This is a genomic window from Actinoallomurus iriomotensis (assembly GCF_030269445.1).
In the GTDB taxonomy this organism is placed as follows: domain Bacteria; phylum Actinomycetota; class Actinomycetes; order Streptosporangiales; family Streptosporangiaceae; genus Actinoallomurus; species Actinoallomurus iriomotensis.
The window spans coordinates 281,412-296,777 of sequence record NZ_BSTJ01000004.1 but is presented as its reverse complement, the minus strand read 5'-3'; the positions used below and the strand labels follow the sequence as shown (position 1 = coordinate 296,777).

13 protein-coding genes are annotated in these 15,366 nt (G+C 71.4%); 8 read left to right on the top strand and 5 right to left on the bottom strand.

All coding sequences use genetic code 11. From position 1 onward, the window contains the following. Positions 1-4 precede the first annotated feature (4 nt). The gene (locus QSK37_RS18685; protein ID WP_285622607.1) at positions 5-2,440 is read left to right on the top strand and encodes a PEP/pyruvate-binding domain-containing protein; all 2,436 of its coding nucleotides are present in this window, start codon (positions 5-7) and stop codon (positions 2,438-2,440) included. Between the two features lie 71 nt (positions 2,441-2,511). Here the strand turns inward: QSK37_RS18685 and QSK37_RS18680 are convergent, their stop codons facing one another. After that, positions 2,512-3,015 (bottom strand): hypothetical protein, encoded by a 504-nt coding sequence (locus tag QSK37_RS18680; protein WP_285622605.1) that lies wholly within the window; start codon positions 3,013-3,015, stop codon positions 2,512-2,514. A gap of 299 nt (positions 3,016-3,314) precedes the next feature. Between QSK37_RS18680 and QSK37_RS18675 the strand changes: the two genes are divergently transcribed. From QSK37_RS18675 to QSK37_RS18660, 4 genes are all read left to right on the top strand, one after another. Then, positions 3,315-4,454 carry a cytochrome P450 gene (locus QSK37_RS18675; RefSeq protein WP_285622603.1) on the top strand — a complete coding sequence of 380 codons (1,140 nt, stop codon included), beginning with the start codon at positions 3,315-3,317 and terminating at the stop codon, positions 4,452-4,454. Between the two features lie 118 nt (positions 4,455-4,572). Next, the gene (locus QSK37_RS18670) at positions 4,573-5,766 is read left to right on the top strand and encodes a cytochrome P450 (protein ID WP_285622601.1); all 1,194 of its coding nucleotides are present in this window, start codon (positions 4,573-4,575) and stop codon (positions 5,764-5,766) included. A 4-nt stretch (positions 5,767-5,770) separates the two neighbouring features. Next, entirely contained in the window at positions 5,771-5,995 is a 225-nt protein-coding gene (locus QSK37_RS18665) for a ferredoxin (protein ID WP_285622600.1), read from the top strand. Then, a complete protein-coding gene (locus QSK37_RS18660; RefSeq protein WP_285622598.1) occupies positions 5,995-7,017 on the top strand; it encodes a methyltransferase in 1,023 nt (340 codons plus the stop codon). Before QSK37_RS18665 ends, QSK37_RS18660 begins: the two co-directional genes overlap by 1 nt. 33 nt (positions 7,018-7,050) lie before the next feature. Here the strand turns inward: QSK37_RS18660 and QSK37_RS18655 are convergent, their stop codons facing one another. The 4 genes from QSK37_RS18655 to QSK37_RS18640 form a co-directional block, all read right to left on the bottom strand. After that, on the bottom strand, positions 7,051-8,115 hold the full coding sequence (locus tag QSK37_RS18655) for a glucose-1-phosphate thymidylyltransferase (protein ID WP_285622595.1): 1,065 nt from the start codon (positions 8,113-8,115) through the stop codon (positions 7,051-7,053). An 86-nt stretch (positions 8,116-8,201) separates the two neighbouring features. Continuing rightward, on the bottom strand, positions 8,202-8,786 hold the full coding sequence (locus QSK37_RS18650; protein WP_285571677.1) for a PadR family transcriptional regulator: 585 nt from the start codon (positions 8,784-8,786) through the stop codon (positions 8,202-8,204). Positions 8,787-8,924: 138 nt separating this feature from the next. Next, the gene (locus QSK37_RS18645) at positions 8,925-10,550 is read right to left on the bottom strand and encodes a DHA2 family efflux MFS transporter permease subunit (protein WP_285622592.1); all 1,626 of its coding nucleotides are present in this window, start codon (positions 10,548-10,550) and stop codon (positions 8,925-8,927) included. Positions 10,551-10,740: 190 nt separating this feature from the next. Beyond that, a complete protein-coding gene (locus QSK37_RS18640; protein WP_285622590.1) occupies positions 10,741-11,760 on the bottom strand; it encodes a methyltransferase in 1,020 nt (339 codons plus the stop codon). 191 nt (positions 11,761-11,951) lie between these two features. Here QSK37_RS18640 and QSK37_RS18635 point away from each other — a divergent pair, with 191 nt between their 5' ends. From QSK37_RS18635 to QSK37_RS18625, 3 genes are read left to right on the top strand one after another with little or no spacing between them, the layout of a single operon-like run. Continuing rightward, complete coding sequence (locus tag QSK37_RS18635) at positions 11,952-12,749, top strand: SDR family NAD(P)-dependent oxidoreductase (protein ID WP_285622587.1); 798 nt, start codon at positions 11,952-11,954, stop codon at positions 12,747-12,749. Positions 12,750-12,760: 11 nt separating this feature from the next. Then, on the top strand, positions 12,761-13,525 hold the full coding sequence (locus QSK37_RS18630) for a class I SAM-dependent methyltransferase (protein WP_285622582.1): 765 nt from the start codon (positions 12,761-12,763) through the stop codon (positions 13,523-13,525). A gap of 53 nt (positions 13,526-13,578) precedes the next feature. Then, positions 13,579-14,757 (top strand): nucleotide disphospho-sugar-binding domain-containing protein, encoded by a 1,179-nt coding sequence (locus tag QSK37_RS18625; protein ID WP_285622579.1) that lies wholly within the window; start codon positions 13,579-13,581, stop codon positions 14,755-14,757. Positions 14,758-15,366 lie beyond the last annotated feature (609 nt).

Below are 15,366 nucleotides of genomic sequence, written 5' to 3'. Positions count from 1 at the left end.
GCCCATGAACGACTACCTACGACCAATACGCGACGTCGACCTCGGCGACGCCGGCCTGGTCGGCCGGAAGGCCGCCGTCCTCGGCGCGTTGCTGAACGCGGGATTCCCCGTCCCCGACGGTGTCGTGGTGACCGTGAACGCCTTCGACCGGGCCCTCGCCGGGGATCCGTCCGCCGACGTGTCGATGCCGGCGGACATCGCCGCCCGGCTGGCGGAGATCGATCCGGCATTACGGGACCAGTCCCTCGCCGTGCGGTCGTCCGCGGCGGAGGAGGACCTGCGGGACGCGTCGTACGCCGGTCAGTACCTGACCGTGCTCCACGTCAAGGGGGAGCGGGAGCTGCTCGACGCCGTCCGTGACTGCTGGCGCTCCGCCTTCTCCGAACAGGTGACCACGTACGCGCAGAGCCATGGGACCGCGCGGGCCTCCCGCGTCGCCGTGCTCGTCCAGCGGATGGTCCCGGCGGTCTGCGCGGGCAACGCCTTCAGCGCCGACCCGGTCACCGGCGAACGCGGCCAGGTCGTCGTGAACGCCGTCTCCGGCGTCGGAGACCTGATGATGTCGGGCCAGGCGTCACCGGAGGAGTGGGTGGTCCGGGACGGCGAGGCCGCCCGCAGGTCGACGGGCCAGGGCGCGATCACCGAGGAGCAGGCCAGGGCCGTGGCCGACCTGGCGCGCCGGGTCGAGGCGCGGCTCGGTGCGCCGCAGGACATCGAGTGGGCCTTCGACGACGACCGCCTGTGGCTCCTGCAGGCGCGGCCCATCACGGCTCTTCCGGACCCGCCGCCCGTGCGGGTGCCGATCCCCGTCGAGGTGCCGGAGGGCTTCTGGCGACGGGACGACTACGGCTCCCGCGTGCCCTGGTCGCCCATGCGCAGGTCGATCTTCATGGACGTCTACAACGCGACGCGCCACCACATGTTCCAGTACAGCTTCCTCGCGGGCGTCGAGTACCGCGAGGTGGGCGGCTGGATGTACACCCGCATGGTGCCGCTGGACGGCCTGGACAAGATCATGGAGCGGGTCTCGGAGATCGTCGCGGCGGTCCGGAGCGACGACGCGTGGCTGCTGATCGACGAATGGAACGAGCGCGGCCAGGACGCCCTCGCGACGAAGACGGCCGCACTGCGTGACGTCGACCTCGGCGCGCTGGACGACGAGGCGCTGCTCCGGCACGTGTCCGTCGTCCTCGACCTCGTCGAAGAGGTCCACGAGACGCACTTCAGGCTCGCCTCGGCCTCGATGTTCCTCGTCGGGGAGTTCGGCCTGCTCGTCCGCGACCTGCTCGGCTGGGACGTACGGCAGACCATGCGCCTGCTCAGCGGCGGTCCGGGCAAGACGACGGAGCCGGCGCTCGCGCTGGCCGAGTGCGCCCGCGTCGCCCGGTCCAGGCCGGCCGTCCGGAAACTGCTCGACGACCCGGAGGAGGCGCTGTCCGGCGGGCTGGCGGACTCGGACGCCGAGTTCGCCGAACGCTTCGCCGCCTATCTGCGGGACTTCTGCCACCGCAGCGTGGGCGTCGACCTGACCGAGCAGACGCTCGCGGAGCGTCCGGTCCTGGTCCTCGGGCTGATCCGCGACCAGATGAACCGGCCGGAGCTGCGGACCGCAGGGTTGCTGGAGGCACGCGACGAGGCCGTGGCCGAGGCCCGCGCGCTGCTCGCCGAGCGACCCGACACCGACCGGGAGCGGTTCGACCGGGCGCTCGTCCGGGCCCAGGCGGCCTACCCGGTCCGCGACGACAAGGCCTTCTACACCGCGCTGACCGGCGGCCTGGTCCGGTACGCCGTGCTCGAACTCGGCCGGAGGCTGGCCCGGCGGGAGCAGATCGGCCGGGAGGCCGACGTGTTCCTGCTGACGATCGAGGAGGCGCTGGCCGCACTGGGCGACGGGGAGCCCCGGCGAACACTGGTCGCACGCCGAGAGGGCGAGCGGGAGTGGGCGCGGGTCAACCCCGGTCCGCCGGTGTACGGGGAGCCGCCCGCCGGCTGGGGCGGCGGGGACATGGAGGACAAGTTCTCCCGGCTGCCGGAGGAGGCCCAGTACGCGCTGCGGGTCTTCGGCTGGGTGACGAGCGAGTTCCAGTCCGCGCAGGGCTCCGCGGGGGAGCCGGAGAACGGCGCTCTGCGCGGGGTCGCCGCGTCTCCGGGGACCTACACGGGCCCGGTGCGCGTCATCGCGGACGTGTCGGAGTTCGGCAAGCTCCGTCCGGGCGACGTGCTCGTCTGTCCGGAGACCAGCCCGGAATGGTCGGTGCTGTTCCCGTGCGTCGGCGCGCTCGTCACCGACAGCGGCGGGCTGCTGTCGCACCCGGCGATCATCGCGCGTGAGTACCGGGTGCCGGCCGTCCTGGCGACGGGCCGGGCCACTCGTACGCTGCGCGACGGGCAGGTCGTCACGGTCGACGGGCAGAGCGGCGTGGTCGAGACCGTGGAGTAGGGGCGGTTCACGGCACGCGACGATGCCGGGGACGCGAACGCGTCCCCGGCATCGTCACGACCGGCGGCCGCTCACGTGGTGTCGGCGGTCGTGTAGCGGACGGCGTCGCCGTGGCTCGTCACCGTGGTGACCGGATTCCCGGACGGGTCGTGGATGGTGCCGGTCCCGTCGCAGGTGAACGCGGTGGAGGAGGTCAGCCTCCCGGTCTGCGCCACGTGGATCTCACCGACGTAGGCCCCGGTCGCGTCGAAGGCCTGCTCGCGGAAGACGAACGCGAACGTACTGGCCCCGGTCATGCGCCAGGAGCCGATGCCCGGGTACTTCGAGCGGGTGTTGGTCTCGATGATCACACCGCCGGGCATGAACGCGAACAGACCCCGCTCGGACTCCTGGGTGCTGCCGGGAAACGTGATGGTGACCGCCCAGCTTCCGACCAGCGAGCCCGAGGTGTCCGTTTCGGCGTCCGCGGACGCCGCAAGGCCGCCCAGGAGCGTGGCCGCGAGTCCGGCCGGTGCGGCGACGGCGCCGGTTCTCAGCAGGCGCCGGCGGTTCAGCGCGGCGCGCTCGTCAGACATGTCATCTCCCACGTCGGCCATGGCATCTCCTGTGACGTCGGTTCCCGCCGGAGGTCCGGGCGGGTTCTGCCGACCGACAGTGTCGGCAGAACCCGGTCGAACCGTGCTGGAGCATCTCTGAAGCGGCAGCTACCGGAACGCCCGTGCGGCGAACCGCCCGCGCGACCGGCCGCCGTACGGGGAGGCGCCCCAACCTCGCTGGAGCGGTTCTCCAGCCGGTGTTGGCAGGATGCCGCCTCGATCGCGACCACGGGCCGCGGCGCCGGCGGGCGGCGGCCTTCGACTCCGGGAGGCATCCTGTGCACGCGGACCCCATCGCCTTTCCCTTCGCGTGGCCCAGCCCGCTGGAGCCGCCGAAGGAGCTCCTCACGCTGCGCGACCGGCCCGTCGTCCCGGCGGTACTCCCGGACGGCTCGACGGCCTGGCTGGTGACGCGGTACGAGGACATCAGGACGGTCCTCTCCGACCCCCGGTTGAGCCGGAACCGCAACCGGCCGGACGGCGAGCGGATGGTCAAGGAGCGCAAGAAGGCGATCGGCTTCGTGGACATGGACCCTCCGGAGCACACGCGCATGCGCCGCGTCCTCGCCAGGGCGTTCACCGCCGGCCGCGTCGAGCGGATGCGCCCGCTGATCCGCGAGGCCGCGCGGGAGCTCCTCGCCGCGATGACGTCGGGTTCACCGCCCGCCGACCTGCTGGCCTCGTTCGCCGCGCCGTTCTCCGTACGCGTGCTCGGCGACCTGCTCGGCGTGCCACGGGACGAGCAGGACGCCCTGTGCTCGGCGTCGGCCCGCGAGATGTGGCTGCGGATGCAGGGCCTGGTCGCCGCGAGGCGGGAGACGCCGGCGAACGACCTGATCAGCGCGCTCATCGAGGTCGGTGACTCCGAGGACGGGCGCCTCAGCGAACATGAGCTGCTGCACTGGTGCGTGGCGATCCTCATGGCGGGGAACGAGACGACCGCCACCGAGCTCGGCGGTCTCGTGGTCACCCTGCTGGGCCATCCCGACCAGCTCGCGCTGCTCAGAGACGACCTGAGCCTGATGCGCGGGGCCGTGGACGAGCTGCTGCGCTGCCAGGTGGTGGGGTGCTCGCTGTCCATGCTCCGGTACGTCAAGGAGGACATCGAGGTCGCCGGCGTGACCGTGCCGAAGGGCGCGAGCCTGATCTGCGTGCTGGAGTCGGCGAACTACGACGAGACCGTGTTCCCCGAACCGTTCCGGCTCGACATCACCCGCGGCGGGAACCACCATCTCGCGTTCAGCGTGGGGCCGCACTACTGCCTCGGCGCCGCGCTGGCCCGCGTGCAGCTGGAGATCGCGCTGGAGGAACTGCTGGTCACCCTGCCAGGCCTGCGGCTCGCGGTCCCCGTCGGGGAGCTGCGCCGCCACGACGACTCGTTCATGCAGGGCTTCGTCCAGGTTCCCGTCGCCTGGTGAGGCCGCCGTCGTCGAGCGAAGGTCGCGTTCGCCGCGAGCCGGCGGTGCGACCGTGGGCCTGCCATGTCGTTCCCCGGCCGTGTCGTCGGTCCCGGGCATCGTCGCCAGAGGAGGGCACATGACTGAGACTCCCTGCCCCTACCCGTTCCGGCGCGCCGCCGCGCTGGATCCGCCCGAGGAGCTCCGGACCCTGCGGGACGAGCCGGTCGTGCCCGCGACGCTGCCGAGCGGCGACGTCGCGTGGCTCGTGACGCGGTACGAGGACATCCGCACGCTCCTGTGCCACCCCCACGTGAGCCGCAACATCATGCGTCCGGGCGCCGCGCGGATGAGCAAGAACAACATGATGTTCCAGGACTCGAAGATGGATCCGGACCCGCCCGCCCACACCCGTCTGCGCCGTCTCGTCATGAAGGCGTTCACCGCGACCCGCGTGGAGAACCTGCGCCCGCACGTGCAGAAGGTGGCCGACGAGCTCGTCGACGGCATGATCGCCGCTGGTCCGCCCGCGGACCTGAACACGGCGCTGTCGTTCCCGATGACGATCAGGATCATCTGCGAGCTGCTCGGCGTGCCGGTGGAGGACCGGGATCGCTTCCGCGGCTGGACCGACGCGTTCCTGTCGGTGAGCAAGTTCGGCCGCGAGGAGATCGGCCGGGCGATGGGCGAGCTGAACGGGTACATGGCCGACCTGATCAAGGAGAAGCGGGAACGCCCGAGGGACGACCTCATCAGCGCCCTGATCGGCGTACGGGACACCGAGGACGGCCGGCTCAGCGAGTACGAGCTGCACTGGTGGTCCCGCCTGCTGCTGCTCGTCGGCTACGAGACCACCGCCGCGCAGCTGAGCGCGAGCGTGGCCGTGCTGCTCACCCACCCCGACCAGGCGAAGAAGCTGCGGGAGGATCCAGGCCTGGTCCCGCAGGCGGTGGAGGAGCTGCTCCGCCTCAAGCTGCTCGGCTCCTCGCTGTCGATGCTGCGCTACGTGACCGAGGACATCGAGATCGGCGGCCGGACGATCCCGAAGGGGACGAGCGTCATCCCGGTCATCGAGTCGGCGAACGTCGACGCCTCGGTCATCGACCGGCCCGACGAGTTCGACGTCGGCCGCGGGGAGGCGCACCACCTCACGTTCAGCGTCGGGCCGCACTTCTGCGTCGGCGCCGCTCTGGCGCGTCTCCAGCTCCAGATGGCGATCGAGACCCTGCTCCGCCGGCTGCCGGAGCTGCGACTGACCGTCTCCCCGGCGGAGCTGCGACGCAATGAGGGCGCCCTGATGGAGGGGCTCCTCGAAGTGCCGGTCGCCTGGTGAACCGATGAACGTTCTCGTCGACCCCGACCGGTGCTGCAGCAGCGGCCTCTGCGTCCTCGCGGTCCCCTCGGTCTTCGAGCAGGACGAGGACTGCGTGGTACGCCTCGCCGATGCGCGCCCGCCCCAGGACACGCACCAGCGGGTGCGCGAGGCCGCGCGCCGTTGCCCCGGCCGGGCGATCACCGTGCTGGAAGACGGCGTGTCACGTCACACACTGATGGAGGAGTAATGCCCGACAGCGCAGACCGCACGGCGGCGCCCGCCACGGCCGCCGACATCCTCGCGCTCGGCAAGGCCTTCAGCGCCGCGAAGGTGTTGCTGAGCGCCACGGAGCTGGGCGTGTTCACCGCACTCGCCGACGAGCCCGGCACGGCCGTGGACCTCACCCGGCGGCTGAGCCTGCACCCGCGCGGCGTCCGTGACTTCCTCGACAGCCTCGTCGCACTGGGCCTGCTGGAACGCGTCGACGACCGGTACCGCAACGCGCCCGCCGCCCAGCGCCATCTCGTACGCGGGCGGCCGGAGTACGTGGGCGGCTTCCTGGAGCGGGTGAACCACGCGCTGTACCCCGCATGGGGCGGGCTCACCGAGGTGTTGCGGACCGGCCTGCCGCGAAGCGGCGCCCAGCCGTCGTTCGACGCGATGACCCGCGACGACGACCAGCGGCGTGCGTACCTGGCGATGATGGACGCCGCGAGCGGCCACGCCGCCGAGGCGCTCAGCGAGATCATCTCGTGGGAGGACCACGCGTCGCTGCTCGACGTCGGCGGGGCCCGCGGAAACCTCGTGGCACGCGTGCTCTCCGCGCACCCCCACCTGACCGGGACCGTCTTCGACCTGCCCCAGATGGAGACGTCCTTCGGTGAGCACATGGTCCGGCACGGCGTGGACGGACGCGCGACCTTCCGAGGCGGGGACTTCTTCGCGGACCCGCTGCCGGGGGCGGACGTCGCCGTCGTCGGGCACGTACTGCACAACTGGCCCGTCGAGCGGCGCCGCGAACTCATCCGCAAGGCCGCCGGCGCGGTCGGCCCCGGCGGGCTCGTGCTCGTCTACGACCCGATGCTCGACGAGAAGGCGGCCGGGATCGACAACCTTCTCATCAGCCTCGACATGCTGCTCGTGACCGAGGGCGGCTCGGAGTACACCGCGACCGAGTGCCGGTCCTGGATGGAGGAGGCGGGGCTCCGCGACGTCTCCGTGCACCCCCTGGACCGGAACGAGACCCTGGTGGTCGGCCGGCGACCGTGACCGTGACGCATGGCCGTGTGAGGGGCATGCCCCTCACACGGCCGGCGCCACGCTGCTGTGGTCGCCCAGGATGAGGGAGCACGGCCCGGGCGTCTCCGCCCGGCGTACGTCCGCGTCCCGGCCGATCAGCGAGTCGCGCATTCCGGGGATCCCGTGCAGCGAGGACCCGCCCAAGATGATCGAGTTCTCCACCACGCTGCGGTTCACGGTGCACTTCGCGCCGATCGACGTGTAGGGGCCGATCCGGCTCTCCGACACCGTGGCGCCCGAGCCGATGACGGCGGGCCCGATGACGCGTGACCTCGACACCGTCGCGTTCTCCTCTACGACCACCGGGCCGATCAGCTCACTCGCGTCGTCCACGCTCCCCAGGACCGCGGGGGTGATCGCACCGAGCATCGCGCGGTTGCAGTCGAGCACGCCGGCGAAGGTGCCCGTGTCCTGCCAGTACCCGGAGGAGACGTGCGCCTCGACGACGTGGTCGTGGGCGACCAGCCAGGACAGCGCGTCGGTGATCTCCCGCTCGCCGCGTTCGCTCGGCTCGATGGCGGCGATCGCCTCGTGCACGGCGGGGGAGAAGACGTAGGCGCCGATCATCGCGAGGTCACTGCGCGGGACCGCCGGCTTCTCCGCGAGCCGCAGGACGCGCCCGTCCGGGCCCACCTCCGCGACGCCGAACCGGCGGGGGTCGCCCACCTTGCCCAGCATCACCCTCGCGGCCGGCCGGGTACGGCCGAAGGCCGAGACGATCGGCTCGACACCGTCGCCGATGACGTTGTCGCCGAGGTACATCACGAAGTCCTCGTCCGCGAGGAAGTCGCGGGCGATCGACACGCAGTGCGCGAGGCCCAGCGGCAGGTCCTGACGGATGTAGGTGATCTTCAGGCCGAAGGAGGCCCCGTCGCCCACGGCCTGCCTGATGGCCTCCGCGTGATCTCCCACGACCACGCCGACATCATGGACGCCGGCGGCGCCGATGGCCTCCAGGCCGTAGAACAGGACCGGCCTGTTCGCGATGGGGAACAGCTGCTTGGGCATGCTGTGCGTGAAGGGGCGGAGGCGTACTCCGGAACCTCCGGCGAGGACCAGCGCTTTCATGGGCCGCCTTACTGCTCGGTGGCATGACGGTGGCCCCTGATGCTGTCAACCGCTGCTGGTACCCGCCTCGAGCACGGCTCGACCGGTCAGGTGTCGTGGGACGTGCCCTCCAGCGGCCAGCTGAGCTTCCCGCTCGCGGCGCTCTCCGTCAGGGAGCGCACCCACGCCAGCTCGGCCTTGCGGATGGTCAGCAGGTAGTCGGCGTCCAGCAGCAGGTAGCGGGGCAGACCCATCTCGAGCAGCTTGTCCAAGGACCCCTCGGTCGCGGCGATATCGGTCTCCAGCGCCGACGCGCGCGCCTTCAGCAGTTCGACCGCGGTGTCGGGCGTCACGTGGTTGATGAACGCCACGGCCCCGGCGAACTGCGGGTACTCGCGGACCGGTTCGGAGATCAGCTCGCGCAGCCAGTTCTGGAACTCCTCGCGCCCGGCGTCCGTGAGCGCGTACACCGTGCGTTCCGGCCAGCGGCCTTCCCGGCTGGTCTCGGTGGGTTCGATGAGCCCGGCGTCCTGCAGGCGCTGCACCGTGGTGTAGAGCGAGCTGTGCCGCAGCTTCAGCGCGTGGTCGAGGCGGCGCTCACGCATCCGCCGACGCATCTCGTAGGGATGGACCGGCTCCTGGTGGAGAAGCGCCAGGATGGCCAGGGCGAGCGGTGTACGCGGTGATGACATGGTGCCCTTCTCCAGCGACGATCAACACCATCGTAGAAGAGCCGGGCGTCACCGGCACGGGGTCGCCGGTGGGCGGTGCGGCGGCCGCGCCGGCCCGGCGGGCGTGCGCACGCCGGGCGCGACGGGCCGCCTCCGAGGTCAGAACGTGATCGGGTCGAGCTGGCTCCGGTCCTCGTCGCCCTGGGCCTCCGCGTGGTGTTTCTTGATCGCGATGCAGACGACGCCGGCCAGCAGGCACGCGCCGATCACCAGGTACAGGGTGAAGCGCAGGGCGTCGATGAACGCGTGCGCGACCACCGTGCCGCTGAGGTTCTGCATCTGCTGCAACGTGGCCGGCGCGATGCCGGCCGGGAACCGCAGCTGCGTGCCGGCCGAGCCGGAACCGACCTGGAGGCCGCTGCGCGCCAGCTCGTCGAACGCGGAGACGAACGGGGCACGGGCGTCGGCCGGCAGCCGGGTCGCCTGCGCCACCGCCTCATGGTGCAGTGCCCCGGCCATCTTCCGTTCCAGCAGGGCGCCCACGGCGGCCGCCGCGAGGAGGAAGCCGATCTGGCGGATCGCGTTGAAGGCGCCGGAGGCGGCCGCGCTGAGGCGGGTGGGCACGTCGCGCACCGCGACGGTCACCAGCGGGCTGAAGATCGCCGCCTGGGCGAGCCCGAGCATGATGAGGCCGGGGAGGAAGTCCCACCGGGAGGCGTGGATCCGCGTGACGTGGGCGATGTCCGCGATGGCGATGGCGTTGAGCACGAACCCGCCGATGACGAGCTGCTTCTCCTTCACCCACTTGCCGAGGGCGCCGACGATCCCGAAGCCGGCCATGATGGCGAGCGACGACGGCGCGATGGTGAGGCCGGCCGAGAGCGCCGACAGCCCGAGCATGCTCTGCAGGTAGATCGTGAGGCCGAAGGCGGCGGCGACGAGCGTGAACGACAGCACCAGCCCGACGAAACTCATGATCGAGAAGTCTCGGTTGCGGAACAGCTCCAGCGGCATCAGCGGGTCCTTGCGGTACGCCTGGCTGACGATGAAGAGGCCCAGGAGGACGACGCCCGTGACGATCAGCCCCGGGATCGTCACGAAGGACCGGACCGTCCCCCAGTCGTAGTGCTCGCCCTCCACCAGGGCGAAGGTGATCGCGAACAGGGCCAGGCTGACCAGCGCGACACCGAGGAGATCGAGCCGCCGCCGCTGACCCACGCGCAGGTCGGGAATGAGCAGGATCGCCGCGATCAGGGTGATCACCCCGACGGGCACGTTCACGTAGAAGATCCAGCGCCAGCTCCAGTGGGTCACGAGCAGGCCGCCGACGGTCGGCCCGGCCACGCCGGCCACGCCGGCGGCGAACCCCCAGATGACGCTCGGAACCGCTCGCTTGTCGGGTGGGAAGATCGCCATGAGGAGCGTGAGCGTCTGCGGCGTCATTAACGCGGCCCCGACGCCCTGGACGGCGCGCGCCGCGATGAGCTGCCCCGGACTCTGGGACGCGCCGCAGGCCGCCGACGCCGCGGTGAACAGCACCAGGCCGGCGATGAAGACGTTGCGCGGCCCCACGATGGCGCCCAGACCCCCGGCCGTGATGATCAGAACGCCGAGGCCGAAGACGTAGACGCTGATGACCCAGATCAGGTCGTCGAGGTTGGCTCCCAGGTCATGGGACATGCTCGGCAGCGCGATGTTCACGATCGTGGTGTCCAGGAGTGTCATGAAGAACCCCAGGCACAGGATCACGAGCGTGACCCAGGGATTCCCTTTGACTCGCGGCATTGGTGGGCTCCTGCTCTCTTCGTATGCATGTCGGCGGTGGCTAGCGCCTTCGCCTAGCCTAGAGCAATCTAGTCGCCGCCGACTAGTAATGAACGACTAGTCGGCGAGGTAACGAGAAAGACCCGTCGCCGATCGGTGCGGCGACGGGCCGGGTTTCCCTATGCGGGAGGTGAGGGTGGTGGTCGCGCGCTCAGCCGACGACGACGCCCTCGATCATCCAGAACGGCGTCGAGGTGTCGGTGACCGCGGAGAGCCGGAGGCCGGAGCGCTCGAACAGCGCGGCCCACTCCTCCCGTGTGCGTTCGCGGCCGCCGGAGACCAGCATCATGTGCAGGTCCATGTACGCCACTTCCGGAGTCGGCTGGTCCGTCATGAGGCGTTCGAGGACGATGACGCGCGCACCCGGGCGAGCCGCCTCGACGCAGTTGCGGAGCACGCTGACGCAGACGTCGTCACTCCACATGTGCAGCGCCATCTTGATCGTGTAGACGTCCGCGGCGCAGGTGACGGCCTGCTGGAAGTCGCCGGCGACCAGCGAGCACCGGTCGGCCAGCGGTCCGTCGGCGAGTTCGGGCACGACCGTACGCAGCGTGATGGGGGTCTCGAAGAGGATGCCGGACAGGTGCGGGTTGCGCTCGAGGACCGTCCGGAGCAGGGCGCCGTTGCCGCCGCCCACGTCGGCGATCACGTGCGCGTCACCCAGGTCCATGGTCTCGGCGATCCGGGCGTGGAACATCTGCGCCCATGTCGTCACGCCGCCGTAACACAGGCTCTGGACCTCGGGGTGCTGGTCGAAGTAGGAGAACAGGTCCATGCCGAAGTGGGACTCGAAGGCGCACCGGCCGGTCATGACGTTGTCGCCGAGGAGTCCCCACAGCGTCCAGCCCCAGTCCATCGATGTGCTCAGGAGGCTGCTGAGGTTGCCGGGGGCGTCCTGGCGCATGGCCCGCGACATCGGCGTGTGCACGAACTTTCCGCCCCCGACGTGCTCGAAGAGCCCGAGGGACGACGACGCGCGAAGCAGCCGGAACAGCGCGTCCGCGTCGGCGCCGACCTTCTCGGCCAGCGCCGCCGCCGTGACCGGCTCGTCGTCCACCGCGTCGGCGACTCCGACCCGGACCAGCGCGAGGACGATGCTGCTGGCCTTCATGGCCTCCGTGAGCTCGCGAACCGTGTCCGCCGGAGAACGCCGCGATCGGTCATTCGTCATGTGCTCGCCATCTCCTTCAGCTCGATGTCGGGCGAAACGGCGATGAGTTCGCCCGCGTGTCCCGCGCCGCGAGCAGCGTGACCGCACCGCCTCGTACGGCTCTCGAACCAGGCTGGAGGGGCGCCGACCGGCGGCTCCAGCGGATCACCAGCGCCTGCGGGCAGAGTGCTGCCGTCGAGGGGAGGAACCGCATGGATCTGGGGCTGGCCGACAGAGTCGTTCTGATCACCGGCGGCAGCGGCGGCATCGGCGGGCCGGTGGCCCACGTCTTCGCCGAGGAGAACGCCCGTGTGGCGATCGCCTATCGCCGCAATCCGGACGCTGCCCGGAAGGTGGCCGATCAGGTCGAGCAGAACGGCGGCAAGGCGCTGGTCGTGCCGTACGAGCTCACCGATCCGGCCGCGATCCGGGCCGCGGTCGAGACGATCACTCAGGAGTGGGGCGGAGTCGACGTGCTCGTCCACAGCGCGTCGCCGGCCGGCGGTCCGAGCCTGGCCCCCGTCCCGTTCGAGGAACTCTCCATCGAGACGTGGCGGCCGCAGGTCCGCGCCGAGGTGGAAGGCGCGTTCGCCACCGCGCAGGCGGTGCTGCCGTCGATGAAGGAGCGCGGCTGGGGCCGGTTCGTGTTCCTGTCGGCGGCCATCGTCGGCCGCGGGCGTACCGGGGACGAGGCCTACGTCGCGAGCAAGATGGCTCTGCACGGCCTCAGCCGGACCCTGGCCACGGAGGCCCTGGGCCACGGGATCCTCAGCAACGTCGTCGCTCCGGGGCCGACGGTGACCGAGGGCTACCTGCGCTGGGCGCCGGAGGACCTGCGCCGCCGGATCGAGGGGATGCCGCCGGAGGAGATCCGCGAGCAGATGGCGGGACTCTCCCCGCACGTGCGCATCTCGACGCCGCGGGAGGTCGCGGCCGCCATCGTGTTCCTCGCGTCCGCCGCGAACGGGAACATCACCGGCAGCGTGATCCACGTCAGCGGCGGGTCATGAAGGAGACGAACGTGCCGACCGAGAAGACCAGGACCGATTCCCCCGCCACGGAGGCGTACGACCACGGGTTCTTCGAGGGGCTGGGGGAGGGCACCCGGAGTTCCGCGCAGGCGGTGGTCCCCTTTCTCATGGACCTGCTGTCACCGGCGTCCGTGCTCGACATCGGCTGCGGCACGGGCACCTGGCTCGCGGAGTTCCGGCGTGCCGGAGCCGCTCACGTGCGCGGGATCGACGGGCCCTGGGTGGCTCCCGACCAGCTCGAGATCCCGGCCGGGGACTTCGAGAGGGTGGACCTGACGGCCCTCGGCCCGCTGGAGGGCCGTCACGACCTCGCCGTCTGCCTGGAGGTCGCCGAGCACCTGCCCGAACGGGCGGGTCAGGAGGTCGTCGCCGCTCTCACCTCCTCCGCCCCCGTCGTGGTGTTCTCGGCGGCGATTCCCGGTCAGGGCGGGATCGGTCACGTGAACGAGCGCTGGCCGGACCACTGGCGCGCGGCCTTCGACGCGCACGGCTTCGAGCTGTTCGACGTCGTCCGGCCCCGCGTCTGGGAGGACGAGCGGGTCGAGCCCTGGTACGCCCAGAACGCCCTGGTCTTCGCGGACCGGTCGGCGGACCCGTCGCTCCTCGCCCGGCTGCGCTCGGCGGCCCGGCCGGGCTTCCCCCTCCGGGTGGTGCATCCCCGCACGTTCGAGACGGCCCAGCGGTACCTCCGCCGCGCGCTGCGAACGCTCGACGCCGATCAACTCCCCGACCACCTGCGGGAATGGATCGGCTGACGAACCGCCAGAACGCCAGTCCAGGGTGAGACGTCCTCAGAGAGAGGCGAACCATGCGAGTGCTCTTCGTGCTGTGGGCCTACCGGACGCACTACTACCACCTCGCCCCGCTCTGCTGGGCGCTCCGTGCGGCCGGCCACGAGGTGCGGGTCGCCACACAGCCGTCCCTGCGTGACGTGGTCACCGCGGCCGGCGGTGTCTTCGTGGCCGCGGGCGCGGACCTGGACCGTGACGAGCTGCGACGGCGGCGGACGGAGAAGCCGTTCCTCGACGAGTTGCCGGCGACGCCGTCGCGCGACCTGGCCGACGACGACTGGCGCGGTGGCTGGCGCGCGAAGACGCTGGACGCGTTGAACGGCTTCGCCATCAGGGCCGATGACATGGTCGACGACGTCATCGCCTTCGGCCGGGCCTGGCGTCCGGACCTGGTCGTCCACGAGGCCACGAGCTACGCCGGGCCGCTGGCGGCCGCGGTGCTCGGCGTGCCGTCGGTCCGGGTGCCCCTCGGCCTCGACAGCCCGGGCCTGCTGGATGAGTACACCCCGGCGCTGCTGGCCTCCGTCGCCGGCCGCCTCGGCCTGCCGTCCGTGGACACGCACGGCACCGTGACGGTGGACAACACGCCGGTCTCGATGCGGCTGCCCTCCTCCGACCGGCGCCTGGCCGCCCGGTTCGTCCCGTACAACGGCGGGCCGGAGATCGTGAGCCCGTGGCTGCTGGAGCCGGCCGGCGGGCGTCGCGTCTGCGTCACCTGGGGTACGGCCGCGGTCACCCGCGGGGCGAACCTCCTCGCCGGCGACGTCGCCGAGGCCCTGTCCGCCGTGGACGCGGAGATCGTCATGCTGATGACAGAGCAGGACATCCGGCGCATCGAACCGGCGCCGCCCGGCGTCCGGCTGGTCACCTCGCTGCCGCTGCACCTTCTCCTGCCGAGCTGCGACGCGATCGTGAACCAGGGGGGCTCCGGGTCCGTGCTCACGGCCATCGACCGGGGCGTGCCCCAGCTCGTGGTGCCCCAGCTGCCCGACGAGGTGCTGTGCGGCCGGGCGTACGCGGGGACCGGAGCGGGCGAGGTCCTGACCGACCTGCGCGCGGACCTGCTTCGGGAGAGTGTCACGCGGCTCCTGGCCGAACCGGCCTACCGCGACGCGGCGGCCAAGCTGCGGGAGGAGGCCCACGGCCAACTGTCCCCGGCGGCGTTGGTCGGGGAGCTCGAACGACTGGTGTCGTGACGGCGGGGCGGCAACGCGGGAAGGTGCGGCGCGTCATACTCGCCAGTAGTTGAGGTGATCTCAGTGAGCCTTTGCCAACCTGATCATGCGCTGGCGATCATGAGGGTCTGGACTGCGGCGATGAGCTTGTCGGCGTTGTCGGGGCTGGAGCGGATCTTGCGCAGGATCTTCCAGTTCTTCAGCTCGACGTTGACCCGCTCGCCGGGTCCGCGCCGGCGGGCGTGGGGCTTCGTTCACGTCTATTGTGCGAGGAGGAGCGGGCGCAGCTCTGCGCGGATCGGCCCGCCTGGCCACCCGGCTCCCGGACCCCTGCTGTGCGGTGAGTCGCCCTCGGCGACCGGTTCTGCGTAGGTGTCGGCCACGGTGTTACGGGCTATGCCTAGATCAGCGGCAAGGGATCGGGCCGAGGGCGGCCGGATGCCCGACACGAGCCGCCCGGTGCGCACGTGCCTCCCGCAACGCGTCCATGAGCCCGGCGCGCGATCCGGTTCCGCTCAGTTCCAGATGCAGGGCGACGCCGGCCACGGACGGCGGTGGAGTACCACGCGTCGATCAGCCTGCCTTTGACGCTGGTGGTCTGCTCGCCCGGCCGGTCGCTGGCGAACAGCT